This is a genomic window from Mangrovimonas sp. DI 80 (assembly GCF_001975575.1).
GTDB lineage: Bacteria > Bacteroidota > Bacteroidia > Flavobacteriales > Flavobacteriaceae > Mangrovimonas_A > Mangrovimonas_A xylaniphaga.
In genome coordinates this window covers 121992-145667 of the sequence record NZ_MSDT01000002.1, presented here as the reverse complement: position 1 = coordinate 145667, position 23676 = coordinate 121992, and the positions used below count along the sequence as shown (strand labels likewise).

General features: G+C 39.7%; 27 protein-coding genes and 1 tRNA gene. 9 read left to right on the top strand and 19 right to left on the bottom strand.

Features of this window, described 5'->3' with window-relative positions; translation table 11 throughout:
* Nucleotides 1-49: 49 nt before the first annotated feature.
* Nucleotides 50-496 carry a Na(+)-translocating NADH-quinone reductase subunit F gene (locus BKM32_RS01320; protein WP_076663015.1) on the bottom strand — a complete coding sequence of 149 codons (447 nt, stop codon included), beginning with the start codon at nucleotides 494-496 and terminating at the stop codon, nucleotides 50-52.
* 138 nt (nucleotides 497-634) lie between these two features.
* Here BKM32_RS01320 and BKM32_RS01315 point away from each other — a divergent pair, with 138 nt between their 5' ends.
* From BKM32_RS01315 to BKM32_RS01305, 3 genes are all read left to right on the top strand, one after another.
* Nucleotides 635-1738 (top strand): transporter substrate-binding domain-containing protein, encoded by a 1104-nt coding sequence (locus BKM32_RS01315; RefSeq protein ID WP_076662223.1) that lies wholly within the window; start codon nucleotides 635-637, stop codon nucleotides 1736-1738.
* Nucleotides 1739-1800: 62 nt separating this feature from the next.
* Entirely contained in the window at nucleotides 1801-2178 is a 378-nt protein-coding gene (locus BKM32_RS01310) for a Na(+)-translocating NADH-quinone reductase subunit F (RefSeq protein WP_076662222.1), read from the top strand.
* A gap of 43 nt (nucleotides 2179-2221) precedes the next feature.
* A complete protein-coding gene (locus BKM32_RS01305; protein WP_371328737.1) occupies nucleotides 2222-3202 on the top strand; it encodes an FAD:protein FMN transferase in 981 nt (326 codons plus the stop codon).
* Between the two features lie 12 nt (nucleotides 3203-3214).
* On the opposite strand, the gene BKM32_RS01300 is transcribed toward BKM32_RS01305, so the two are convergent.
* The 3 genes from BKM32_RS01300 to map are packed head-to-tail and all read right to left on the bottom strand — an operon-like array spanning nucleotide 3215 to nucleotide 5596.
* Nucleotides 3215-3979 (bottom strand): class I SAM-dependent methyltransferase, encoded by a 765-nt coding sequence (locus BKM32_RS01300; RefSeq protein WP_076663014.1) that lies wholly within the window; start codon nucleotides 3977-3979, stop codon nucleotides 3215-3217.
* A gap of 7 nt (nucleotides 3980-3986) precedes the next feature.
* Nucleotides 3987-4769, bottom strand: coding sequence for a DUF3050 domain-containing protein (locus tag BKM32_RS01295; RefSeq protein ID WP_076662220.1), 783 nt, complete (start codon nucleotides 4767-4769; stop codon nucleotides 3987-3989).
* 8 nt (nucleotides 4770-4777) lie between these two features.
* Nucleotides 4778-5596: a type I methionyl aminopeptidase gene (map, locus tag BKM32_RS01290; protein WP_076662219.1), complete on the bottom strand. Its 819-nt coding sequence runs from the start codon at nucleotides 5594-5596 to the stop codon at nucleotides 4778-4780.
* A gap of 131 nt (nucleotides 5597-5727) precedes the next feature.
* Here map and BKM32_RS01285 point away from each other — a divergent pair, with 131 nt between their 5' ends.
* Nucleotides 5728-7002, top strand: coding sequence for an acetyl-CoA hydrolase/transferase family protein (locus BKM32_RS01285; RefSeq protein WP_076662218.1), 1275 nt, complete (start codon nucleotides 5728-5730; stop codon nucleotides 7000-7002).
* Here BKM32_RS01285 and BKM32_RS01280 read toward each other — a convergent pair.
* Together BKM32_RS01280 and gpmI are read right to left on the bottom strand one after the other, a co-directional pair.
* Nucleotides 6999-7412 carry a BT0820 family HAD-type phosphatase gene (locus BKM32_RS01280; RefSeq protein ID WP_076662217.1) on the bottom strand — a complete coding sequence of 138 codons (414 nt, stop codon included), beginning with the start codon at nucleotides 7410-7412 and terminating at the stop codon, nucleotides 6999-7001. The genes BKM32_RS01285 and BKM32_RS01280 overlap by 4 nt on opposite strands.
* Nucleotides 7413-7460: 48 nt before the next feature.
* Nucleotides 7461-8984, bottom strand: coding sequence for a 2,3-bisphosphoglycerate-independent phosphoglycerate mutase (gpmI, locus tag BKM32_RS01275; protein ID WP_076662216.1), 1524 nt, complete (start codon nucleotides 8982-8984; stop codon nucleotides 7461-7463).
* Between the two features lie 257 nt (nucleotides 8985-9241).
* On the opposite strand from gpmI, the gene BKM32_RS01270 reads away from it, so the two are divergent.
* Nucleotides 9242-9631 carry an ankyrin repeat domain-containing protein gene (locus tag BKM32_RS01270; protein WP_076663013.1) on the top strand — a complete coding sequence of 130 codons (390 nt, stop codon included), beginning with the start codon at nucleotides 9242-9244 and terminating at the stop codon, nucleotides 9629-9631.
* Between the two features lie 77 nt (nucleotides 9632-9708).
* Here the strand turns inward: BKM32_RS01270 and BKM32_RS01265 are convergent, their stop codons facing one another.
* Genes BKM32_RS01265 through BKM32_RS01255 form a run of 3 tightly spaced genes read right to left on the bottom strand, consistent with a single transcriptional unit; the run spans nucleotide 9709 to nucleotide 11708 of the window.
* Entirely contained in the window at nucleotides 9709-10482 is a 774-nt protein-coding gene (locus BKM32_RS01265; protein ID WP_076662215.1) for a M48 family metalloprotease, read from the bottom strand.
* Nucleotides 10483-10518: 36 nt separating this feature from the next.
* A complete protein-coding gene (locus BKM32_RS01260; protein WP_076662214.1) occupies nucleotides 10519-11253 on the bottom strand; it encodes a M15 family metallopeptidase in 735 nt (244 codons plus the stop codon).
* Complete coding sequence (locus BKM32_RS01255) at nucleotides 11250-11708, bottom strand: GNAT family N-acetyltransferase (protein ID WP_076662213.1); 459 nt, start codon at nucleotides 11706-11708, stop codon at nucleotides 11250-11252. Before BKM32_RS01255 ends, BKM32_RS01260 begins: the two co-directional genes overlap by 4 nt.
* 118 nt (nucleotides 11709-11826) lie before the next feature.
* Here BKM32_RS01255 and BKM32_RS01250 point away from each other — a divergent pair.
* Nucleotides 11827-11899 (top strand) — tRNA-Gly (locus BKM32_RS01250).
* A gap of 103 nt (nucleotides 11900-12002) precedes the next feature.
* Here the strand turns inward: BKM32_RS01250 and pepE are convergent.
* Nucleotides 12003-12710, bottom strand: coding sequence for a dipeptidase PepE (gene pepE, locus BKM32_RS01245; RefSeq protein WP_076662212.1), 708 nt, complete (start codon nucleotides 12708-12710; stop codon nucleotides 12003-12005).
* A gap of 115 nt (nucleotides 12711-12825) precedes the next feature.
* Between pepE and BKM32_RS01240 the strand changes: the two genes are divergently transcribed.
* Genes BKM32_RS01240 through BKM32_RS01230 form a run of 3 tightly spaced genes read left to right on the top strand, consistent with a single transcriptional unit; the run spans nucleotide 12826 to nucleotide 14747 of the window.
* A complete protein-coding gene (locus BKM32_RS01240) occupies nucleotides 12826-13641 on the top strand; it encodes a carboxypeptidase-like regulatory domain-containing protein (RefSeq protein WP_076662211.1) in 816 nt (271 codons plus the stop codon).
* On the top strand, nucleotides 13628-14401 hold the full coding sequence (locus tag BKM32_RS01235) for a carboxypeptidase-like regulatory domain-containing protein (protein ID WP_076662210.1): 774 nt from the start codon (nucleotides 13628-13630) through the stop codon (nucleotides 14399-14401). The genes BKM32_RS01240 and BKM32_RS01235 overlap by 14 nt, the downstream gene beginning before the upstream one ends.
* A gap of 58 nt (nucleotides 14402-14459) precedes the next feature.
* Nucleotides 14460-14747 carry a twin-arginine translocase TatA/TatE family subunit gene (locus BKM32_RS01230; RefSeq protein WP_076662209.1) on the top strand — a complete coding sequence of 96 codons (288 nt, stop codon included), beginning with the start codon at nucleotides 14460-14462 and terminating at the stop codon, nucleotides 14745-14747.
* Between the two features lie 30 nt (nucleotides 14748-14777).
* On the opposite strand, the gene BKM32_RS01225 is transcribed toward BKM32_RS01230, so the two are convergent.
* From BKM32_RS01225 to BKM32_RS01185, 9 genes are all read right to left on the bottom strand, one after another.
* The gene (locus tag BKM32_RS01225; RefSeq protein WP_123812042.1) at nucleotides 14778-15233 is read right to left on the bottom strand and encodes a hypothetical protein; all 456 of its coding nucleotides are present in this window, start codon (nucleotides 15231-15233) and stop codon (nucleotides 14778-14780) included.
* Between the two features lie 87 nt (nucleotides 15234-15320).
* The gene (locus tag BKM32_RS01220; protein WP_076662207.1) at nucleotides 15321-15962 is read right to left on the bottom strand and encodes an O-methyltransferase; all 642 of its coding nucleotides are present in this window, start codon (nucleotides 15960-15962) and stop codon (nucleotides 15321-15323) included.
* Nucleotides 15962-17047, bottom strand: coding sequence for an amidohydrolase family protein (locus BKM32_RS01215; protein WP_076662206.1), 1086 nt, complete (start codon nucleotides 17045-17047; stop codon nucleotides 15962-15964). The genes BKM32_RS01220 and BKM32_RS01215 overlap by 1 nt, the downstream gene beginning before the upstream one ends.
* 33 nt (nucleotides 17048-17080) lie before the next feature.
* Nucleotides 17081-17617, bottom strand: a complete 537-nt coding sequence (locus tag BKM32_RS01210) for a 3-hydroxyanthranilate 3,4-dioxygenase (protein WP_076662205.1) — start codon at nucleotides 17615-17617, stop codon at nucleotides 17081-17083.
* Nucleotides 17618-17707: 90 nt separating this feature from the next.
* Complete coding sequence (locus BKM32_RS01205; protein WP_076662204.1) at nucleotides 17708-18490, bottom strand: SDR family oxidoreductase; 783 nt, start codon at nucleotides 18488-18490, stop codon at nucleotides 17708-17710.
* Nucleotides 18491-18521: 31 nt separating this feature from the next.
* Complete coding sequence (locus BKM32_RS01200; protein WP_076662203.1) at nucleotides 18522-20285, bottom strand: amidohydrolase; 1764 nt, start codon at nucleotides 20283-20285, stop codon at nucleotides 18522-18524.
* A 31-nt stretch (nucleotides 20286-20316) separates the two neighbouring features.
* Nucleotides 20317-21756: an aldehyde dehydrogenase gene (locus tag BKM32_RS01195; RefSeq protein ID WP_076663012.1), complete on the bottom strand. Its 1440-nt coding sequence runs from the start codon at nucleotides 21754-21756 to the stop codon at nucleotides 20317-20319.
* Nucleotides 21757-21816: 60 nt separating this feature from the next.
* A complete protein-coding gene (locus tag BKM32_RS01190; protein ID WP_053990184.1) occupies nucleotides 21817-22230 on the bottom strand; it encodes a RidA family protein in 414 nt (137 codons plus the stop codon).
* Nucleotides 22231-22232: 2 nt separating this feature from the next.
* Entirely contained in the window at nucleotides 22233-23648 is a 1416-nt protein-coding gene (locus BKM32_RS01185; RefSeq protein ID WP_076662202.1) for an NAD(P)/FAD-dependent oxidoreductase, read from the bottom strand.
* Nucleotides 23649-23676: the final 28 nt, after the last annotated feature.

Genomic DNA, 23676 nt, shown 5'->3' with positions numbered 1-23676 from the left:
GAAAGCCGATTCAATTGAATCGGCTTTTTTTTATTGATGATTTTTGAAATTACGTTAGAACAGGGGTTTTAGATTTTTCAAAGTTAAACAAGGCTGAACAGTCCATCACATTATCAATGCCATCCATTTCACACAATAATTCCACAACAGCACTTAGGCCTTGAAATAGCACGTTTTTTTCATTAGGGTGTTTTGGCTTTTTGTGTTTATGATGTAGTGGTAAAATAAAACCGCAGGCCTTTAAAAAAGTGGCCTCAATTTGTAATAATTCCATTGGCGTATATCCATTAAATTTCCTGCCTAGATTTTGGTGTACAATGCCCAGATAATTCAATTCTAAAGAACCATGGTCATCTGATAAATGTTTCCATGAATCTCTATTGTCCAAAATGTTTCCAACAGCACATTGCTTACAACATTCAGGATGTAAGGTATCGTTATGAAAGGCCTTATACAGCTTTTTAATGGCTTGATCGAATCTATAAGTAGTAGTCATGACATTCATATTTGCTTTAAGTTACTAAAAATTTGTTCGTAGAAGGTGTTAATTGTCTTATTGTTAAGTTTTTATTTTGTTCTTCGCCGGATTTTCCTTCGTTTTTATTTCTTAAATTAGAACAACCTATTCCATTCCATGAAGAACTATTTAAGAGTTTCCGGTTTACTTATATTTCTTCTAGCTCCATTTTTTGGAGTAAGGGCAATCGGTCAATCTTTCCAAGACACTTTAAAAGTGGGAGTTTATGAATCTGCGCCATTTGTTATTTTTACGGAGGACCAAAGCATGCAAGGTGTTAGTGTGTGGTTATGGGAGCAAATAAAGAAAGACCTGAGCCTTCCATACAAGTTGGTATCTTATTCCTCAGAGCAGCCCTTAAAGGCGCTTTTAAATGATCTAGAAACGGGCAAGATTGATTTAGCCATCAATCCTATAACAATTACAAGCGAGAGGAACCATCAAATTAATTTTACCTATCCTTTCTACGTAGGGAATCTTACCATTGCAGAGAAGAAAGGTTCTAAAATAGGCTCCATAGTTACCGTGTTAAAGGCTATTTTTAGTATTCGTCTATTGTATCTTGTTTTGATGTTGTTTGCCTTAGTACTCATTTTTGGCTTTTTGATTTGGCTCGTGGAAAAACAGAACAACCATTTTGAAAGGGGAAAAAAGGGGCTGGTAAGTAGTTTTTGGTGGTCTGCTGTTACCATGACGACAGTGGGGTATGGTGATAAAGTCCCGGTTTCCAATTTGGGTCGGTTTATAGCTTTGGTTTGGATGCTGTGCTCATTGATTATAATTTCTATTTTCACTGCCAGTATCACTTCCAGTCTTACGGTTCATGAGCTCACACAAGGCAAACATACTTTGGAGAGCTACAGGAGCGCCAAGGTAGGTACTGTAGCATCATCGGCTACAGAGGGGTTTCTTCAAAGGAATTTTTTCCGTGATATTCATGCTTATCCAGAATTCATTTCAGGCTTAAAGGAGCTTGAAAACAATCATCTTGATTATTTTGTTTATGATGAACCTTGGCTGGACTATCAGTTAAACAACAATGCGGAATTTGCCTCACTGCGATTGCTTCCTATGCGGTTTAACGTTCAATTGTACGCCATGCCTATGGCAAAAACACTTTCCAAGGATATACGTGATCAAATTTCAACGGCATTATTGGAGTTAACCGAAAGTCACGATTGGGAATTACTTTTGGATGAATACCAACTCAAGGAATATTAGTTTGGTTTAAAATAGATAGTGGCTCATTTATATAAATTCCCATTTTGTGATACCTTTGCAACATGAGTAAACCATTGTCCACACAGGAACTTCACAACCTTGCCATGAACCATGTAGGAAGGGATTTGGAACAACGAGGATTTGAATTTGTTGCCGTTAATAGCCAACTCAAACGCCATCCGCAATTTGTGTGCATCGATAAAAACAGCCAATATTATTTTGTAATTGTAAGGGCCGTTTTGTTACCAGATAACCCAAACAATTATGATGTGGTTTGGATGGAAACCTTCAAAAAACACGCGCGCGAAAAAGATGCCAAGGTATTATATGCGGGCGTAGGCCTTGGAAATCCTAATGGTGAAGATCTTCCTTTATATTTGAATGAAGAATATTTGATTGAATATAACGGTATTCAAGTAATCGATACGCATTTAAACTAAACACCCTAACCCAAAATAGCAACCATATTTATTTGGCCTTATTATGATGAAAAAAACTTTGGTACTGGCATTGGTAATGTCTCTTTGTTTTTCTTGCAGTAAAGAAATAAAAAACACAAAACTAACAGGATCCGTTTTCGGAACAACCTATTCGGTAATCTATGATTCAGACGAGAATTACCAACCTCAGTTTGATAGTTTGTTTGCGGTGATTAACAAATCTATGTCTACCTATATGTCAGATTCTGATATTTCTAAAATCAACAGAAATGAAGACGTACAGGTGGATGAGCATTTTATAAAAGTGTTCAATTCGGCGAAAGCCATTTATAGATATACCGAAGGTGCTTTTGATCCTACTATTGGAGCTATGGTTAACGCTTGGGATTTTGGGCCGCAAGGAAGAATAAACCATGTAGACAGTCTGCAAATTGATAGCTTGATGCGTGATGTTGGTTTCAACAAACTCGGACTTAGGGAAAGTAAAATCCAAAAGCGACCTAATGCCTTTTTAGATTTTAATGCCATTGCCAAAGGTTACGGGGTAGATGTTATTGGTGAATATTTGGAAAGTCAACACGTGGCCAATTATTTGGTTGAAATTGGAGGCGAAGTAAGAGGAAGAGGGATGAATATTGAAAAGGAGCAACCCTGGAAAGTGGGAGTAGAGATGCCGCATTTTGATGGCACCCAATCCATTTTGCAAGCTATAGATTTGGTTGATGAAGCTATGGCGACCTCTGGAACTTATAGAAAGTTCAAAATTGATGACAACGGGAATCGCTACTCACATATCATTGATACCAAAACGGGCTACCCTAGTAAAACCAACCTGTTAAGTATTTCTGTAATAGCGGAGGATTGTATGACGGCAGATGCCTACGCTACAGCCTTCAAAGCGATGGGGATTGAAAAAGTGGAAGCGTTTTTGGGAAAACACCCAGAATTAAAAGTATTCTTGATTTTTGAAAACGACAAAGGTGAGTTTGAAACCAAGGCTCTAAACGGTTTTCCGGCAGAATAAATTTTAGTGCATCTATTTTCTTACCACAGGAATAATTTCTCCCTTGGCCAGGCAATAGGTCTCAATGTCATTTTCTGAAAGGCTTGCTGTATAGTCAACTTCTTCTACGCTAAATCCAATACTTCGGAGTTTGTCAAAATAATCCCTGCCGTATACCCTTACGTGGTCATACTGCCCAAAGATTTTGGCGCGTTCCTTCTTGTCCGTTATGGAGTCGTCTTCAAACGTAACTTCTCGATTAAGGTCTTGCGGGATTTGAAACACTCCAAAACCGCCTGGTTTTAAAATGCGATAAAGCTCCTGCATGGCTTTGGTATCGTCCGGAATGTGTTCCAAAACATGGTTGCATAGAATGATATCAAAGGAATCATTTTCAAAAGGAAGATTGCAAATATCTGCCTTTACATCGGCCAAAGGCGAATTGAGGTCTGTGGTGGTATAGTCCAAGTTGTCCATGGCTCTAAAACGTTTGTAAAAGGCCTGCTCTGGAGCAAAATGAAGTACTTTATGCTGTCCCGTAAAAAAGTCGGTTTCATTTTTTAAATACAGCCATAACAGTCTATGACGTTCTAAAGACAAAGTGGAAGGCGATAATACATTGCTTCTTTGGTTGCCATAACCGTAAGGTAGGAACGTTTTAAAGCTTTTCCCGTCAATAGGGTCTGTAAATTGATCACCTTTGAGGTAAGCAGCTAAAATTGGTCTAACCGCATAACTTAAACGAATAAGTAGTGGTCTGGGAACGGTATTTAAAACTATTTTGAAAAGCTTCTTCAAGGGCAAATTACATTTCAATTGGTTGGGACAATGTAATCAATTCCGAAACGCTGTCCCAAAGTTGTATACGGTGTTGGAGGGCCAATTTGGCTACTTCCAAAGTCTCTTCCCATTTTTGCGAATTGTCGCCACAAAGTTCGGCAATCATCTTTAAGGATAAAGGTCCATGTTCGTCACCATCCAATTCAATATGACGGTTCAAATAGTAAGTCAATTTACTACAATCGGTTTTGTCTGCCTCTGATTGATTGATGATTTGGAAGAACATATCAGGAATCACATCTTCACGACCAAACGTAAAGGCCGATGCAATTTTGTGAGCTTCATTGCTAGCAATAACCTCAAAGGTGAAATTGATAAACTTTAAGGTTGCTTCTTGTAGAGACGTTTTTGTTGCAGCATCGTTAATAGAAGCTCCTTCACATATATCGTTAACAAAAGCTTCTATTGGCCTTGTATTGGCACCAATTTGTGACATGGCATCCAAGTACATTTCGTAATGGCTTTTAGGTTCGCCAAGTTCGTTGACATCACTTTCCTCACCCAATACAATTTCATTAATGAATCTTGCAGTAGCTGGATTTTTGGCAGGTACCCAAGGTAATGTTACCGTGGTTAACTGGTTTTGCAATGCCTTTAATAGCGACATAAAGTCCCAGACAGCAAAAACATGCTGCTCCATAAAGATTTTGATGTCTTCGATAGAGGAAAGGTTGCTGTATAAATGGTGGTTATTGAGTGCGTCTCGAAGCGGGGTGAGTTCCTGCTCGATTAAATCAATTCTATTCATAAATTTGATTAAAGGACCAATGCTTTTTGTCTGAATTCGTTTTCTTCATCGCTTTCGATGCCCAATGCTTCGTAGATATAGGCAAACGTAGAAAGGATTTCAGGTTTTCCGTCAATAATGGCCACGTCATGTTCAAAATGCGCAGATGGTTTATTGTCTAAAGTGGTGATGGTCCAACCATCTCTATGTTGCTTGATACGGTGGGTTCCCATATTGATCATAGGCTCGATAGCCACTACTTGACCTTCGATGAATTTTTTCCCACGGCCGCGTTTTCCATAATTTGGCATTTCTGGATCCTCGTGCATTTTGCGTCCAATACCGTGGCCAACAAGCTCACGAACCACACCGTAACCATGAGATTCACAAAACTGCTGAATGGCAAATCCAACATCTCCTACGCGGTTACCAACCTTAAACTCTCTAATTCCTATGTAAAGAGATTCCTTGGTAACGTCCAATAGCTTTTGGGTTTCAGGATCAATTTCACCTACAGGAAACGTGTAGGCATGGTCTCCGTAAAAATCATTCTTGATAGCACCGCAGTCAATGGAAATAATGTCTCCTTCCTTTAAAGGCTCATCCGTTGGAAATCCATGAACAACTTGAGAGTTAGGACTCATACAAAGCGTATTTGGAAAGTCGTATAATCCCAAAAATCCAGGGATGGCACCTTGTTCCCTAATATATTCCTCCGCCATTTTATCCAATTGCAAAGTGGTTACGCCAGGCTTTACTTCCTTGGCCAACATTCCTAAAGTTTTGGATACAATCAAGGCGCTTTCGCGCATCAGTTCTATTTCCTCTCTTGTTTTTGCTATAATCATGATTCAAAAAAATATGTGCAAAGATACTTAAAATAAACTAGCTATCTTACATTGGTTTTTGCACTGACTTTGGTCAGTGTGGGTTACAGTTTTATTTAATTACTTTGCAAAGAGAATTAATGAGAAGCGTTATGTATAAGTCAGTTACAGCAGAAGAAGCGGTTAAAATAGTAAAGTCCAACGATAAAGTATATTTACAGGCAGCAGCAGCAGCACCTCAAGTGTTGATTAAGGCTTTGACGGAAAGACATGAGGAACTTAGAAATGTTGAGATTTGCCAATTGCATACAGAAGGTGAGGCTCCTTATGCCAATCCTGAGTTGAGAGACAGTTTTCATGTGAATTCCTTTTTCCTAGGGAAAAACGTGCGCCACACCCTGCAGGCAGGAAATGGATCTTACACACCTGTATTTTTAAGCGAATTGCCTTTGTTGTTCAAACGAAATATCGTGGACCTGCAAGTAGCGCTTATTCATGTGTCGGTTCCAGATAGACATGGTTATTGTTCTTTGGGTGTTTCTGTGGAGGCTACTTTGGCGGCCATTGACAATGCCGATTATGTGATTGCTCAAGTGAACAAACAAATGCCAAGAACTTTTGGGGATGGTATTATTCACGTATCCGAAATTGATGCTTTTGTGGATTGCAATGAACCTTTGCCAATTCATCATGTTGCCAAACCTTCCGATTTGGAAAACACCATCGGTGATTATGTGGCTAGTTTAATTGAAGACCGTAGTACTTTACAAATGGGGATAGGTAATATTCCAAATGCGGTATTGACACGTTTAACGTCTCATAAAGATTTGGGATTGCACACCGAAATGTTCTCAGATGGGGTTATCGATTTAATTTTAAGTAATGTCATCACCGGAAATTATAAAGGCATCGATCCAGGAAGAGCCTTGGCCACCTTTTTAATGGGCTCACAACGTTTGTATGATTACGTGCATGACAACCCTTATGTGGAATTGCGTTCTTCAGATTATGTAAACGACGTTTCGGTGATTAAGCAAAACCCAAGAATGGTGGCTATCAATTCTGCTATTGAAGTGGATTTAACAGGACAGGTTTGTGCAGATTCCTTCGGAACAAAAATGTATTCCGGGGTAGGAGGACAAATGGATTTTATACGAGGGGCTTCCTTAAGCGAAGGAGGGAAAGCTATCATTGCTTTGCCTTCAGTTACCAAAAGCGGCATCAGTAGAATTGTACCAACATTAAGACCTGGAGCGGGGGTAGTAACAACACGATCCCATATCCATTACGTGGTAACAGAATATGGGATCGCGAATTTATATGGTAAAACTATTGCCGAAAGGGTGAAAGCTCTAGTTAATATTGCGCATCCAGACCATAGAGAGTCTATAGATAGACAATATTTTGAACTTTCAAGAGGCTGTTAGCGTCTTAAGAAAGAAAAAATACCCTTTTTTTGCTTTTCTTTTAACTGTTGGGGCATTTCGTTGGTGATAAGCTGATAGACTTCTCCCCATCCTAAAACACCACCTATATTGCGGTCGTCAATAAAGATGTCCGCATAAATTTTTCGGCTCTTGGTGTAATCAAATTGTTCTTCGGGAAAACTTTTGTTTACGGCATAGAAATGAATGCCGTTTTCTTCACAAAATTCTACAGCTTCTTCCAGCCTCACGCCACTACGGTAGGTCCATAGGATTAAGCGGTGGCCATCGTTTTGGAGGCGCTTAAGGGTTTCAAAAGCGAAAATCCGAGGTTTCCCAATTTTAGGGTAGGCGTCCTCAACGATGGTACCGTCAAAATCAACTGCAATAATTAGCTTTTCCTGAAAATTCATCCGTCAATATTTAGGTCGCTAAAATATACAAAATATATTTCATCAGCCTTATTCAACAAGAGAATGGCGCGTCATAGCTTCAGGTTGTGGCACTCCCATCAGTTTCAAAATGGTAGGTGCAATATCTCCTAAAATACCATCGGTAATTTTAGTTTTATCCTTGTCGATTAAAATAATCGGCACTGGGTTTGTGGTATGCGAGGTGTTTGGAGAACCATCTGGATTGATCATGGTTTCACAGTTTCCGTGATCGGCAATTAAAATGGTGGTGTAGTCATTTTCCAAAGCCGCTTCAACTACTTGTTTTACGCATTTGTCCACAGCTTCACAAGCCTTAATGGCTGCTTCCATCACTCCTGTGTGTCCAACCATATCCCCATTGGCAAAGTTAAGACAAACAAAATCTGCTGATTTTTGTTGCAATTCAGGAACCAAAGCATCCGTAAGTTCGTAGGCGCTCATTTCTGGCTGAAGGTCGTAAGTGGCCACTTTTGGTGAATTTTTAAGAATTCTCTTTTCGCCTTCAAACGGTGTTTCTCTTCCTCCAGAAAAGAAAAAGGTTACGTGAGGATACTTTTCGGTTTCAGCAATTCTGATTTGAGTTTTGTGATGTTTTTCCAAAACTTCACCCAAAGTTTCACTTAAATTATCCTTGTCAAAAACTACATGGATTCCTTCAAAAGAATCATCATAGTTGGTCATCGTTACATAGTGTAACTTCATCAGTTTGTGCATATTTTGTTCGTGGAAGTCGGTTTGAGTCAAAGCTTCGGTAAGCTGTCTTCCGCGGTCTGTTCTAAAATTGAAAAAGATGATGACATCCCCGTCTTGGATTTTAGCTATAGGCTCTCCAGCCTCGTCAACAGCAATGATCGGTTTGATAAACTCATCGGTTATGTCATTTTCGTAACTATGATCAATAGATTTCAAGATATTTTTGGAGTGTTCTCCTGTACCGTGTACCAAAGCGTCATAGGCCAATTTTACACGTTCCCAACGCTTGTCTCTGTCCATGGCATAGTAACGCCCTGTAACGGTGGCAAGTTTGGTGTTGGTGTTTTCAATATGCTCTTCCAGCTCAGTAACAAATCCAAAACCGGATTTAGGGTCTACGTCCCTACCATCGGTAAAGGCATGTACATATGAATGTTTAACGCCATAATCGTTGGCTGCATCTACAAGCCCCAATAAATGATTGATGTGGGAGTGTACGCCACCGTCGCTCAACAATCCAAGGAAATGGATTGGCTTGTTGTTGGTTTTTGCATATTCAAAAGCTTCTACAAGCGCAGGTTCGTTGCGAAGGGTTTTGTTTTGGATGGCTAGGTTGATCTTTACCAAATCTTGGTATACAATTCTTCCTGCACCTAAATTCATGTGTCCAACTTCGCTGTTTCCCATTTGGCCTTCAGGAAGTCCAACATGGAGGCCATCGGTCCTCAAACTTGCATTGGAGTAGGTGTTGTAAAGTGAATCTATAAAAGGTGTGTTTGCGTTGTCTATGGCTGAAACTTTAGGGTCTGGAGATTTGCCCCAACCATCAAGAATCATAAGGATTACTTTTTTGTTCATGGTGCTTTTTATTTTATTCTCAAAGATAATTCTTTCTATTAGGACGTCGAAATTTCAAGAGCAGAAATTCCCGTAAAACTGAGGGTTATCATATGGTGAAGCGCAAGTGGGAAAATTAATATAACCTTAACAAATTTGTGTTTAAATAGTTAAAAATGTGTTATATATGATTTTTTTGTGTAACAAATCGAAAATTTATGCGTCTCTTTACTGTAATCAAAAAACAATCATTAATCAAATCATTAAAATCTTTCATCATGAAAAAATCGGTAATTATTATTGCAGCTGCAATGGGATTTATGGTAAGTACCACCTATGCTACAACTTCATTCAAAACAATTGATAATTTTAGAACTGTAAAAGTTAACACTTCTGTAAATCCTTTTTGTGTGGCAATCGCCAAAGGGGATATCCAAACAGTTCAAAAACTTATTGAGTTGGGAGCAGATGTTAACGAGAGATCCAACGGAATGACTCCATTGATGTATGCGGCAAAGTACAACAGAGTGGCCATTATTAAACTTTTGGTGGCTAACGGAGCAGATATTAACAAAAAAAGTGAGGACGGTTTAACAGCGGCACATTATGCAGAGCGTTCCAACGCTCAAGATGCCCTTTCCGTTATTAGCGATTTGGATAAAGCATAAAAAGAACACTAGTAGGTGCTATTCAGCATTTATTATTAGTTAGTTGGTTAGTTAGTTTAGTTAGAGAAAAAAACTCCCTATATGGGAGTTTTTTTGTACTTGTCAATGGCTGCTTTTATCTTTTCAATCCGATTGTCAGGATCTGGGTGGGTACTTTGATATTCGGGAACTCGGTTTGGTCCTGCGGCGGCTTTTAAGATTTCCATAACCCCAATCATTTCCTCGGGTTCGTAGCCTGCATCAATCATTAACATGATACCAAGATCGTCGGCTTCCAATTCATCGCCTCTACTATTGGTGAGTAATTTTTGCTGGCCAATACCTCCAATCAATTGGCCCATATCGGCACCAACGGAAGCTCCTGTGGTAACGGTTTTCCAAAATTCGGTTTCGGCAATACGTTCGGCAGAATGCCTACCCAAAACGTGGCCAATCTCATGACCCAAGACGCCTGCCAGTTGGGCTTCATTTTCAAGCTGTGAAAATAGGGCATAGGTAATGAAGACTTGTCCTCCAGGAAGAGCAAAGGCATTGACAGTGTTAGAGTCTCCCAAAAGGTGAAAATGGTAATCATATGGGGTTTGACTTGCAATACTGCTTTGCACCAATTTATTGCCCACTTGCGTTACAAAAGCTTGGTATTGGTTGTTGGGATGCAATCCACCGAATTGCTGTTCCATTTCTGGGGCGCTTTGCAGTCCAATGGCAATTTCCTGATCGGCAGTCATGTTTATGACTTGGTCCTTTCCTGTATAAGGATTGGTTTCCATACTGCTACAACGCTTGATAAATGCAAAAGCAACAATACAGAGTCCTAGCAAGAGTCTGATTTTAAATCTATTAGTTCTCATGGTGACATAGTTGTGAAAACTAAAATTACGAAATTTTTAGCGTAATAATTCAGGATTGATATCTAAAAGATGCTCTCTTTTATAGGTTGATAGAAGCTCAGCAGTGAGGAAGTCATTTCCAGCTAAATGTTCATTTTTTAGAATTTCGAATAAGTCCAAATTTTTGTAGGATTCCAAGTACTGTTTGGAAAGCGGTTTATAACTATAATGCCAAGGTTCATATTTGAACCCTTTTCGTGATGGATTGTTGGTGTATACCAAGAAAAATCCAAAACGATTGGCATTGGCATCCATCCATTGTTTAAGTTTATGGAAAGCACCTTGACCTTCAAAGTGTTCTTCTAATAAAACATCTCCTTTAGGCTGTACGGCATTGGCGTCAATGATATCAAGGTCGGTTCCCCAATGGTGTCTGGATGTACCGGGAATGGTTGAATAGTCTGTAATGGCATTGATGGCCTTGGTTTCGGGCATGCCTTGAGAGGTAAACAAATTGTATTTTCGGTTCCAAATACGTTTTTGATGTTCAAAATCGCGATAACTAGATACTACTTTAATATTGATGCCTTCCTTTAAAGCTTCAGCTTTCATTTCTAAAAAAGCTTCGTGCGCTTCCAAAAGTAATTTGTAACCATTTCCGAAAAGGGCAGGAGCACCTTTGCCAATCAATAATTCACAAGAAATGGGATTGGAAGCCAATAAGTTGTTGGGGAAGGCAGAAAACGCCAGTCCCAATAAGGATACAGATTTTATGAAATGTCGTCTTTTCAAAGCAATTTATACATGGTGAAATGTAAGCCTATTTTAGGAATATCAAAAGGTTCACCAATGATTTCAAAGCCATTTTTCTTATAAAAAGGAACAGCTATTTCTCTAGCATTGCACCAAACTGCATCGGCTTTTAAGTTTGTAAGTATGGTTTCACCACGTTTTATTAAAGCTGTACCTAAGTTGAGACCTTGTAAATGTTCAAGCACCGCCATGCCTCTGAGTTGGTATTGTGAAGGATTAGGTAAAAGAAGCGTACTATTTTTAAGATAGGTGACCACTCCAGATAGTTCATTTTTGTAAAAAAGCCCTAGATGGAAGGTGGAATCTAGGTCGTCATTATCAAAAATACAGTCTTCAATAGGGCGCCCAGGCCTTAAAACTGGGTGCCGAACAACGTGTGTTTCCTCTGGAGAGATAAATTTTATAAAAAAATCTTCTTTTGAAGTTTGAGTCAAAATATTTGAAAAATAATGGGTTAGATAAAACTGAAAACAAACTTAAATAAAAAGTTGAATAAAAATGGATTTTTCTCTTTTGTACATTGAATAGTTTGTATATATTTGCGCCAGAATTGCGGGAGTAGCTCAGTTGGTAGAGCGTCAGCCTTCCAAGCTGAATGTCGCCGGTTCGAACCCGGTCTCCCGCTCAAGAAGCTTCACTGAAAGGTGAGGCTTTTTTATTAAATAGTAGTTAGGGTAAAAACGGAGCCAGTTTCTTTTTAGAAATTGTCTCCGTTTTTTATTTGATGATTATTTCAAATTGGATAAATCTGCTCCTGTAGGGACTTCATAAGGAACCTTGTCCTGTTCAAAAATCCTGGCATCCAAACTACCTTTTAAAGTAATAGTACTTCCGGATACGTGCAACCAGCTACCTTCTCTAAGTCCTACTACGGGTTGAGGGTTAAATTTGTGGAATTCTTGAATTCTGGTCTCTCTGGTTTCTCCCATATGGGTACTGCTTGGATCTGGATCCAAATAATGCGGGTTTAAATTGAAAGGAACAAAACCGAAAGTTTTAAAACTTGGCGGATATACTATAGGCATATCGTTGGTGGTGTTCATAGTCAGCCCACAAATATTACTTCCGGCACTGGTACCTAGATAAGGCGTTCCGTTTGAAACCGCTTCCTTGATGACTTCAATAAGTCCATGTTTATAGAGTTGGCTCACCAATACAAAGGTGTTGCCCCCTCCCACAAAAATGGCTTTAGCCTGCTTTACGGCTTCGGTAGGAGAGTCAAATTCGTGGATGCCTTTGACGGTTTTGTTTATTTTGGCAAAAGGTTCGCTTACTTTAGCGGTATATTCCTCGTGTGAAATCCCCCCTGGTCTGGCATAAGGGATAAACAAAATTTCATCAGTGGCCTTAAAAAAGGTACTCAATTCTTCCAAAAGATATTCCAAAGAACCACTACCATGTAGAGTAGAGGTGCTGGCGATAATTATAGTTTTCATCATTCATTAATTTGTCGTAAATTTAAGTAAACATCCCCTTTAACAAAAGTTTATATAACCATTGAAGTTTATTTAAGACAAGATGTCGTTACTTTATTACATTAAACCAAATTTTATGACTAAAGCTCTTTTGCTCATCAGTTTTTTGTTGCTAAGTGTTCAAGGACAGTCGCAACAGCTTAATAGAATCATGGTAAATGGTAGAATAGTGGTGGATAGTGATGATATTGAAGGCGTGACCGTTTTTAATAGGAATTCCAGTAAAGGGACTATTACCAATGAAAAAGGAGAGTTTTCCATAAAAGTTGCAGTTAACGATGTCTTGGAGTTCCATGCCTTGCAGTTTCAGGAATTTGAGGTCGTTATAGACCAGGAGATTATCATCTCTAAACAGCTTACGGTGTTTTTGGTGGAGAAAGTGAACAAATTAGATGAGGTGGTGGTGTTGCCATATGATCTTTCTGGGAATTTGATGATAGATGTGGAAAGTATCAAAATCTATAATGCCGATTTAAAGGGGCTTGATTTGGGATTGGGAAATATGGAAGAATTTGAGTTTCCAGATGATGCCCGATCCAGAACTGAAAATTTCACTATGCACTCTCAAGGACAAACCATGAAAAATGGCTTGAATATTAAGAACATTGTAAGTCTACTTTTGGTGCCTTTATTTGAATCGCCAACTAATAAAAGTGCAGACAAAGTTGATACGGTAGATATTCCTATGAGCAGTTTTAAAAGTCAATACAGCGAAGAGTTTCTAGAGCAAAACTTCGGGATTCCTAAAGATCAAGTAGATGATTTTATCATTTATGTAGAAGATAGTGGCTTGGATTATAGCTTGCTGGACGAAGGCAAAGAATTGCAATTCCTTGAATATATCAATGACAAAAGCAAACTTTTTTTAAGCACGCAGAGTGGCAGAAATTAAGAAGCTTTTTTTTCTGTGCTACTTTGCTGGTATAGGAACGCTCTGTGCTCAGCAAAAGGTTTTGGAAGGCCTTGTTTCCGCAAGTGGCGATGTAGAGGGTATTCACGTTATCAATAAAACAGGAAGTAAATTTACTAAAACAGATGAAAACGGGAGTTTTGAAATTCCGGCAAATCTTCAAGATACGTTGCAAATCACAGGAATAAAGTATAAAACGAAAGAGCTAATCATAACTGCTGAGATTTTCAATTCAAAAACAGTAAAAGTGACTCTGGAGGATCAAATCAATGAATTGGATGAGGTGATTGTCGGCAAGGTTTTAACGGGCAATTTATTGCTGGATGTACAGAATTCTGAAGCCAAACGTGATATCAATTTTTACGATGTGGGCATCCCAGGTTATACCGGAAGGCGTAAAACCCAAAGTGAACGGAGGCTTTATGAAGCAACCACAGGAGGCGGGATTGTGCCCCTCAACCCAATCATGAATTGGATTTCTGGTCGTACCAAACGGCTTAAGCATTTAGTTAAGTTGGAACGTCAGGATCAATATATGAATCAAACCATGTCTGAGTTTTCGGAAATGCTCATGGAAATTGAGGAGTTGGAGGAATCCCGGAAAATGGAGTTTTTCTATTTTGCTTCGGAAGATGAGCGTTTCATGGAACTCTATAAATTGAATAACGATATGTTGATGTTTGAATATCTCAATGAAAAATTGAAAGTCTTCAGAAATCGTCTTAACGAGAATAAGAATTGACCGTTAAATATTTTTGAAACACTGAGCATCTAAATAAACTACTTAGTATATTTGCATCGTGATACTATCAAGAACATTTTTATTTATAGGCACTACCGAAGTCATGTTCATACTATTTATAGTAGTCATGGTGTTTGGTGCCGATAAAATTCCTGAAATAGCGAGAGGGTTGGGGAAAGGTATGCGCATGCTTCGCGATGCCTCTACCGATATCAAATCGGAAATTACCAAAAGCGCCGAAAAAAATGGCATTGATACCAGTATTACCAAAGATGTCCAAGATGAACTTACCAAAGTTAAGGACGATTTAGAACAATTCACTGGGTCTGTAAGACGTAAAATGTAAAGTTTTATAGCTGTCAACTAGTTTTCTTTTCTAAAACTTAATACCCAAATTCATTTTAAGACTATTTTTGTCAAACGTATTGTAGTGATAGACATTACCTAGTAACTCATTGAATCGGTAACTGTAGATCAGGTTTAGATATAGATTGTCATTTGGCATATACTCAAAACCGGCAGAAGCATTGATGCCGAAACTTCTGTTGCCTGTCCCCAACGCGTCATAGATGTCCAGTTTGGTGCCAATCAAAAAACTGAAAGTATTAGAAAGGGGAATACGTTTGAGAGCACTAAATTCTGTAAGGGTGGTTTCTGCAGAATATGAAACCTCAATTCTGTGATATATGCCAATACTATCAAGGAGCATCCCTGTTCTAGCCAAGCCTAAACTGGGGTCTTGTTGTGAGCCAAAAGGCAAATTTTGTCCTGCACAAAGACTTGTCTTAAAAAGGAATACCGCAATGAAATGGTAGCGAAACCTGTATAACATTTGGACGTGAAAAAGGTTATACATTAAAGATAGAAAAAAAGAGGTTACTTTTTAAGCAAAATCAACAAGCAGATTAATTGCTTGTTCCTATAGCTTTCGGCTTATGGTTAGGCCATCTCTAATAGGCAGCAATACGGTTTCTATACGTTTGTCTTCTTTCAGTAGTTTATTGTATTCCAAAAGAGCCAAGGTTGAAAGATCATCCTCTTTTACCTGTTGGATCACTTTACCGCTCCAAAGTACATTATCGGACAATAAAATGCCGCCTTTGTTGAGTCGCTCCACAATTAAATGGAAGTAGTTGACATAGTTGGGCTTGTCCGCATCAATAAACACCAAATCATAAGTGAGGTCCAGTTCCGGGATAATTTCCGTGGCATCTCCTAAATGTTGGTGGATTTGAGCGCCATAAGGAGACATGTCAAAATATTTGCGTTGAAAATCCACCAATTCTTCATTGATGTCAATCGTGTGTAAAACCCCATGTTCCTGAAGCCCTTCTGCTAAACACAAGGCAGAATAGCCTGTATAAGTACCGATTTCCAAAATGCTCTTGGGATTGACAATTTTTGAAATCATACTCAATAAGCGGCCTTGGTAATGCCCACTCAACATTCTTGGCTGCAAAATCTTTTGAAAGGTTTCCCTTGTCAGTTGCTGCAGCAATTCTGGTTCGTCCTCCGTATGGGCAACGACATAGTCGTCTAAGGCTTCAGGTATAAAATGCATTAGGATAAAATCTTGTTGATTAAAGCTTGCTTTTTGGATTCGTCATCACCAAACAACCATTGCAGGACGTTGTCTTCCCACATGGCGTCTTTTTCCTGTTCGTTGATAATCTTTCTTTCTATGGCCAAATCCAAGATTTTTCCTGGATAGGAAGATTGTGTAGCGCTTTCCATTTCTCCCAATGGGTAAGGATCGTCCAAGCCCATTAACACTTGTTTGGAAGTCTGGTTTTTGATCAAGAGTTCCAAAGAACCTGTGTCATGAACCAAAGTATCAAAGAAAATATTTTTATGACCAACCGCTTTTCTTGGGTGTACTTTGCCTTCAAACAAATCGTGTCTACCATCAAACCCTTGGATGCGTCTTCCTAGGTTGATTTGTGCCAATTGTCCACCGTGCGCAAAACAAACCCGCATGTTCGGATACTTTTCATAATACCCATTTAAGGTCAAGAAATGGTAGGCATCTGCACATTGGGCCAGCATCCAAATTAAGTGGAATCGCCAAGAGGTGTTTTGTAGTTTGATGAATTTTTCCCCATCATAAGGATGGATTTCCACCGCCAAATTGTACTTATTGGCCAGCTCAAATATCGGCTCGTTTTCTTCATCAAAAATACAACGCCATGTGCCTATGGTGTCCATATAGTGTGTTGGCAAACACAATAGGTTCATGCCCAATTCCTCAACACAACGCTCAATTTCCCAACAAGCACCTCTCACAAATCCAGGGTGTACTACAAACCCACAGGTAAATTTACTTGGGTTTTCCGCTTGGATTCTTCCATTGAAATCATTCTGGAATCTTAGGGCCTGCTTCATTTCTTCCAAGCGCAAACCATTACCGTACAGTTGCGATAAATTTAGGACTACGGCATGATCGATATTAAAACGATCCATCCATTCCAATTTCTCCTTCAAAAAGAAACTAGAGTCCGTAACCGGACGACTCCAATCTTTCTGAAGCATATATTTTCGGTCCTTATCTACCCAAAAAATACCTTTGTCCTTCATGAACTGAGGGATTTCTTCTGGATAGGGAAGTAAATGGGAATGGCCGTTAATGCGAAGTTTGCGTTTTTCCATGGGTGGGTGATGAGCTAGTGTTTTGGTTTGGGGTTATTCTTCGGTTGTTACAGGTGTCGGTGGTTGCATAACGTGCCCGCAATTGTTGCAAGTGCGCTTGTCCAAATCGCCATAATATTTATCAAAAATTACAGGCATATCGGTTTCAATGTTATCCAACGGAAACTCTTCGCGATACAGTTGCTCGTTGCAATTTTCGCAATACCATTCCAAGGCATCATTCACACCTTCGGCTCTTGGGTATTCAATCACCAAACCAACCGTATTGGCCTTGCGTTGCGGCGAATGTGGCACGCCCGGAGGCAACAAATAAATATCTCCTTCCTTGATTTCAATATCTTCTGGTTGGCCATCGTTCATGATGCGCAATATCATATCGCCTTCCAATTGGTAGAAAAACTCAGGTGTTTCGTTATAGTGATAATCTTTTCTACTGTTGGGACCCCCAACAACCATAACTATATAGTCACCGTTAGGCCATACACATTTGTTACCAACTGGCGGTTTTAATAAATGACGGTTTTCGTCAATCCACTTTTTAAAATTTAATGGGCTTACCAATTTACTCATTACAATATATTTTGGGCGTGCCCCTTACGGGTCGGGTTTTTCGCGCTACACGGTAGCTTGCTTCAACCCCTCACGCGGGTTTCTATAAAATTACAAACTTTTTGTGCGTCCACCATCAACCGGAAGGTTAATTCCGTTGATATAGCTGGCGCATTCGCTGGCCAAAAACGTTACGGCATAAGCCAACTCTTCTGGCTGTGCAAAACGTTTTGCAGGAACGGCTTGTTTCATGGCATCGGCAGCGGCTTCTTCACTGGTACCGGTTTTAGCCGATTTGTTTTTGATGATTTCTGTCAAACGCTCAGTTCCCGTAGCTCCTGGCAAAACGTTATTTACCGTAATACCAAATTGTCCCAATTCATTGGCCAAAGTTTTACTCCAGTTGGCAACAGCTCCGCGAATGGTATTGCTCACACCAAGTCCGTCCAAAGGTTGTTTTACCGAGGTAGAAATTACATTGATGATACGTCCATAACCTTCGGCTTTCATAAACGGAACCACCGCTTGTGCCAAGACGTGATTACATTTTAAATGATTGGTAAAGGCGCTCTCAAATTCTTCCAATTTGGCAGCGAAAACAGGGCCTCCAGCTGGACCACCTGTATTGTTTACCAAAATATGAAACCCGTGATGTGCTGAAATAAAATCAGTCACCTTTTGTTGCAGTGCTTCCGGATTGGAAAAATCGGCAACGATATAAGAGTGGTTTTCGCTGTTTGGTAATTCGGCAAGTACCGCTTTTAATTTATCTTCATTTCTGGCTACCAAAGTAACTTTGGCGCCTTCCTTTGCTAATTCAATGGCAGTGGCTTTTCCAATACCTGCAGTACTTCCGCAAACCAAAGCGTATTTATTGTTTAAGTTTAAATTCATGTCTAAATATTTACATTTCATTAATCATGGGTCAGTATATTACTTTATTCCCATTTATAAAAGTTTCCACACATTTAATGTCATCTAAATTTTCAGTCGCTACCGAAAATGGATCCTTGTCAAGTATGATAAAATCGGCATATTTTCCTGTTTCCAAGGAACCTAATTTATCCTCCATCTCAATTTGCCAAGCCGCATTAATTGTTAAGGTTTTTATGGCGTCCATCAAAGAGATGCGTTCTTTTTCGTTAATAATGTTTCCAGATGTTGTTTTGCGTTCCACAGCTGTTTGAATAAGCCTGAACGGTTTACTTTCGAACATAGGCTGATCGGCATGAATGCTGCTCACGATGTCATGATTCAAAACCGATTTTAAAGGAAGCATGGCATGGCTGCGATCTTCTCCCAAGATGTCTTTGCTTAAAGCGTCTCCATAATAATACAAATGGTTGATATGAAAACTAGGAGAGAGGTTTAAGGTTTTTAATTGGGGTAGGTCATTTTTGGAAAGTAACAAACAATGCTCCAAACGGTGTCTCGAATTGCTGAAATCCAAAGTGCCGTTCAAGGAACGGAACGCCTCAATAATACCCGAATTGGCAGCATCTCCCTGTGCATGAAATGCCATCTGCCAATCTTTGTTATGATACGTTGTAATGAAGCGTATTAAACTGTCCTTGGGGGTCAAAGCCTTACCTCTCGAATTTTTTGAGATGTGTAATTTGTTTTGGGTTAAATCAGAATTCAAATATGGTTCATTCATAAACATGGAACCTGTGTAAGGCGAACCGTCGTACCAATGTTTTATGCCAATAATATTGTAAAAATCGTTGCCCAGTTTTTTCTCGGGAAGCAAATGGGCCATGTCATGACGGATGTACAAAAAATGTCGTGGCGTTGGTTCTCTTTTGGGAAGAAATCCTAGTTTTTCAAGGAAACTACCCAGGAGTTTTGGTTTTTTGTCTGATAAATGTTCAAAGAGCAGTAAAGGCTTTTTATCATTGATGGTGATACCGGTAGATACAATGGTTGTATTGCCATTTTGGGAATAGGCTCTCATTACTTTTTGTGCTGCTCGGCTCAGCATTGTGGAGGTCAGCACGTCTTCCTTTAACTTCTCTATAAAAGGCTTAAAAGCTTCTTGCTCTACAATGGCTCCTGTTAAATTTCCTTTAGCATTATGTTCGTAATAACTGTGTGACGATGGATTAGGAGTTTTTGAAGTAATGCCCACCATTTCAAAAGCTTTGGAATTGGCCCAGTAATTATGCAAACTTTGACTAAAAATAACCACAGGGTTATGCGGTGAAATTTGGTCCAAGTATTGAATTGTAGGTGTCTGTAAATCTTCTGTCATCACGGGGTCCAAACCTTTGCACACAATCCATTCGCCATTTGGAGTTTGTTTTGCAATGTCTTCAAAGGAGTTCCAAATAGCCTTGTTGTTAGGATGTGTAAAACCAGATAGGTCATGCATTTCCGAAAGGAACATGCTTAAGGCAAAATGAGTATGGACATCAATAAAGCCAGGAAGTGCCGTTGCACCTTGTAAATCTCTTTTCAGAACATTTTCGAGGTCTTTCTCAGGGAAATTTTTTAGGTCACCGATGTGTTTAATGATGCCATTTTCCACCAACATGGCATTGGCTTTTGGCTGGGCATCATTAATGGTTATAAAGTTCCCGTTGAAATAAAGGGTGGGAGCCGTTTTTTGAAAATCCAATTTTAGATAATACAGGCCAAGAGTAACCAATAGGATGGTAGCTAAGACTGCAAATTTCAGTTTCCTTTTCATGGTAAATTAAAAACGAACCCCAGGTATTGGATTAGTAGGAAATACATACATTCTTAGCTTCGGTAAAGAAACGCAAAGCTTCAAAACCACCTTCTCTACCAACTCCAGAAGCTTTTACACCACCAAAAGGCGTGCGCAAATCTCTCATCAGCCACGTGTTCACCCAAACAATTCCAGCCTGAAGTTGTTGACTCATTCGCATGGTACGTTTTAAATCGTTGGTCCATAGGGTAGAGGATAAGCCGTAGGTGACTTTATTGGCCATCTGTAGTACTTCATCTTCCGTGTCAAAAGGCATGATGGTCACTACTGGGCCAAAAATTTCTTCTTGGTTTACACGACATTCGTCAGTAGGGACCTCTATAACCGTCGGCTCCAAATAATAACCATTTTCAAAACTTTCAACAATTACACGATTACCTCCACAAAGAATCGTGCCTCCTTCTTCTTTGGCAATGTCAATATAGCCCATAACTTTCTCCATATGCGGCTTGGATACCAAAGCCCCAATATTGGTTGATGCTTCAGATGGATGGCCAATTTTAAGGGCCTTTACTTTCGTAACAAAATCGGTTTTGAACTTTTCGTAAATAGGACGTTCCACAAAAACTCGGCTACCGCATAAACAGATTTGTCCTTGGTTGGCAAATGAAGATCGAACCGTTGTTTTTAGCATATCTTCATAATCGCAATCCGCAAAAATGATGTTTGGATTTTTGCCACCTAATTCCAATGACAATTTTTTAAACATTGGCGCCGCAACCTTGGCGATATGTGCTCCAGTAGCGGTGCCTCCAGTAAAGGAAATGGCTTTGATATCTGGATGCTCTATAATGGCTTGTCCAGTTGAGGTTCCCAATCCGTGGACAATATTCAAAACACCTTTTGGTAAGCCTGCTTGGTTACAAATAGCTCCCAAAAGGTAAGCCGTCATAGGCGTGATCTCACTGGGTTTGGCAACTACGCAGTTACCTGCAGCAATGGCAGGGGCGATTTTCCATGTGAATAAATATAATGGCAGATTCCAAGGAGAAATACAGCCTACCACGCCAATAGGTTGGCGCAGTGTATAGTTCACAGCTTGTTGGCCTACGCTTTCGTGACTTTCGCTAGCGAATTGCGTAATGGCATTTCCGAAGAAACGGAAATTGCTGGCCGCTCTTGGGATGTCAATGGATCTGGCCAGGCTTAGAGGTTTTCCATTGTCGATACTTTCAGCCTTGGCAAGGTCCTCCAAATTGGCTTCTATCAGTTCTGAAATTTTTAGGAGAATTCTGCTGCGTTCTTCCAAAGTGGTTTGCGACCAAGTAGGGAAAGCCGATTTGGCTGCGATGTACGCGTTTTCTACATCTTCTTTGGAAGAGTTCGGAATTTGGCCATAGACTTCACCATTGGCTGGGCAGTAATTGTCTAACCAACTTTCCGAGGAAGGTGAGAGGAATTCACCGTTGATATAATTTTGAATATTCATTTCATTAACAGATAGAAGAACCATGCGGAAAGGTTCTAAATGATTCTTGGTTGTATACCTTTATTCTGAGGCCTTTTTATAAGCCGTTACTTTTATTTCAATTAACAAATCCGGATGTGGCAATTGGTGCACGGCCACAGTGGTTCTTGTAGGGCCAGTGCCCTTGTCGAAAAACTCGCCATAGGCTTTGTTGTAGCCTGCAAAGTCATTCATGTTTACCAAAAACGTAGTAACGTCTACAACATCTTTTAAACTGGCACCAACGGTTTGTAAGGTCTTGTCGATATTCTTTAAAACCTCTTGGGTTTGTACTTCAATATTGAAAATTTTGGTGTTCATTTCATCTACCAATTCTACACCAGCAATGGAGTTGTCTGGTCTTCTGGAACTGGTTCCGGAAACAAAAATAAAATCGCCAACTACCTTTACGTGTGGGTAGGCGCCTCTAGGGGTCACTTTCTTTTCTTCGCTCATGCTTATTGTTTCATTCCCGCTATTCTGTCATCTTCCAAAATGTTCTCGGTAGCGGTTTTTATGTTTTCTAAAGTATCTTTAAGTTCTGCTTCGGTCATGTCTTCAACATTGGAAATAATGCCATCGGCCAACATGTTTAAGATGGCCTTGTCTTGGGCTCTTCCACGTAACATGGCTTCTTGATAGCCAAGTTCTTCATTGAAGGTTACTAAGGAATATTTAGAGGAATATTCAGTTGGGAAGGTTTTTTCAAGAGCCATTTCCAATTGGCGTTTTTCCCTGAAATTGGCTTTGTTCACGTGGCCTTTCATTTCAAAGAAATTGTCGATGGCCAAATCGGCTATGGCATCGGTATCCTTTTTTCTATTGGCTTCGTAGAGTTTAAAGATGGTTTCCCAATCGGTGTGGCCTTCTTCCAAAACCTTATCCAATTCGGTGACATCTTCAAAAGAAGCATTCATGCCCTGTCCATAAAACGGTACAATGGCGTGTGCGGCATCTCCCATCAATAGAGTATTGCCCTTATAGTGCCAAGGCGAACATTTTACGGTTCCAAGTGGTGCTGTTGGGTTTTCAAAAAACTCTTCGGCTAGATTTGGCATCAATTCCAAAGCATCCTTAAAGTAAGTAGAGAAGAACTCTTCAACACGCTCTTTAGTGGTTAAATTATTGAAATTGTATTCGCCTTCATCAAAACTTAAAAACAGGGTTACCGTAAAACTGCCGTCTAAATTTGGAAGGGCGATGAGCATAAAGGCATCGCGCCCCCAAATATGGAGGGCGTTTTTGTAGGTTCTAAAACCACCGTCTTCGGTTGGAGGAATACTTAATTCCTTGTAGCCATGTGTTAGATAATTCTGTGAAAAGCTAAATAGGAACTTTTTGCCCAAATAATAGCTTTTTCTCATAGCGGAACCGGCACCATCCGTAGCGAAGATGACATCGGCATTTGCTTCAAATTCGGTATTGGTATCGTAGTCTTTAAAAAGTGCAGTGGTATTTTCAAAGTCAACCGACTTGCATTTTTTATTGAAATGAATGGTGACGTTTTCATGCTTTTCGGCTTCGTCCAATAACAGCGCATTGAGGCCTCCTCTTGATATGGAATTGATATACTCATGTCTTCCACTATAGGGAGAAAAAGACGTGTTGCCTTCCAAGTCGTGGAGCATTCTTCCGTTCATAGGAATACACAATGGCTCAATTTGGTCTTGAATGCCTACCATGTTCATGGCCTTGATACCACGGTCTGAAAAGGCTAGGTTAATGGAGCGGCCAGCACTAATATCTACTTTTCGCAAATCTGGGCGCATTTCATAAACGGTTACCTTATAACCTCTTTGTCCAAGACGAAGGGCCAAAAGACTTCCGCAAAGTCCAGCGCCAATAATCAATATATTTTGTTGTGTGTTATTCATTTTTAGTTGTCAAACGTCAGACGGTGTG

Bases quoted from the DNA above. Each gene is read 5' to 3' on its own strand.
- BKM32_RS01320 (WP_076663015.1), bottom strand. From the start codon at position 496: ATGACTACTACTTATAGATTCGATCAAGCCATTAAAAAGCTGTATAAG.
- BKM32_RS01315 (WP_076662223.1), top strand. From the start codon at position 635: ATGAAGAACTATTTAAGAGTTTCCGGTTTACTTATATTTCTTCTAGCT.
- BKM32_RS01310 (WP_076662222.1), top strand. From the start codon at position 1,801: ATGAGTAAACCATTGTCCACACAGGAACTTCACAACCTTGCCATGAAC.
- BKM32_RS01305 (WP_371328737.1), top strand. From the start codon at position 2,222: ATGATGAAAAAAACTTTGGTACTGGCATTGGTAATGTCTCTTTGTTTT.
- BKM32_RS01295 (WP_076662220.1), bottom strand. From the start codon at position 4,769: ATGAATAGAATTGATTTAATCGAGCAGGAACTCACCCCGCTTCGAGAC.
- map (WP_076662219.1), bottom strand. From the start codon at position 5,596: ATGATTATAGCAAAAACAAGAGAGGAAATAGAACTGATGCGCGAAAGC.
- BKM32_RS01285 (WP_076662218.1), top strand. From the start codon at position 5,728: ATGTATAAGTCAGTTACAGCAGAAGAAGCGGTTAAAATAGTAAAGTCC.
- BKM32_RS01280 (WP_076662217.1), bottom strand. From the start codon at position 7,412: ATGAATTTTCAGGAAAAGCTAATTATTGCAGTTGATTTTGACGGTACC.
- gpmI (WP_076662216.1), bottom strand. From the start codon at position 8,984: ATGAACAAAAAAGTAATCCTTATGATTCTTGATGGTTGGGGCAAATCT.
- BKM32_RS01270 (WP_076663013.1), top strand. From the start codon at position 9,242: ATGAAAAAATCGGTAATTATTATTGCAGCTGCAATGGGATTTATGGTA.
- BKM32_RS01265 (WP_076662215.1), bottom strand. From the start codon at position 10,482: ATGAGAACTAATAGATTTAAAATCAGACTCTTGCTAGGACTCTGTATT.
- pepE (WP_076662212.1), bottom strand. From the start codon at position 12,710: ATGAAAACTATAATTATCGCCAGCACCTCTACTCTACATGGTAGTGGT.
- BKM32_RS01240 (WP_076662211.1), top strand. From the start codon at position 12,826: ATGACTAAAGCTCTTTTGCTCATCAGTTTTTTGTTGCTAAGTGTTCAA.
- BKM32_RS01225 (WP_123812042.1), bottom strand. From the start codon at position 15,233: ATGTTATACAGGTTTCGCTACCATTTCATTGCGGTATTCCTTTTTAAG.
- BKM32_RS01220 (WP_076662207.1), bottom strand. From the start codon at position 15,962: ATGCATTTTATACCTGAAGCCTTAGACGACTATGTCGTTGCCCATACG.
- BKM32_RS01215 (WP_076662206.1), bottom strand. From the start codon at position 17,047: ATGGAAAAACGCAAACTTCGCATTAACGGCCATTCCCATTTACTTCCC.
- BKM32_RS01210 (WP_076662205.1), bottom strand. From the start codon at position 17,617: ATGAGTAAATTGGTAAGCCCATTAAATTTTAAAAAGTGGATTGACGAA.
- BKM32_RS01205 (WP_076662204.1), bottom strand. From the start codon at position 18,490: ATGAATTTAAACTTAAACAATAAATACGCTTTGGTTTGCGGAAGTACT.
- BKM32_RS01200 (WP_076662203.1), bottom strand. From the start codon at position 20,285: ATGAAAAGGAAACTGAAATTTGCAGTCTTAGCTACCATCCTATTGGTT.
- BKM32_RS01195 (WP_076663012.1), bottom strand. From the start codon at position 21,756: ATGAATATTCAAAATTATATCAACGGTGAATTCCTCTCACCTTCCTCG.
- BKM32_RS01190 (WP_053990184.1), bottom strand. From the start codon at position 22,230: ATGAGCGAAGAAAAGAAAGTGACCCCTAGAGGCGCCTACCCACACGTA.
- BKM32_RS01185 (WP_076662202.1), bottom strand. From the start codon at position 23,648: ATGAATAACACACAACAAAATATATTGATTATTGGCGCTGGACTTTGC.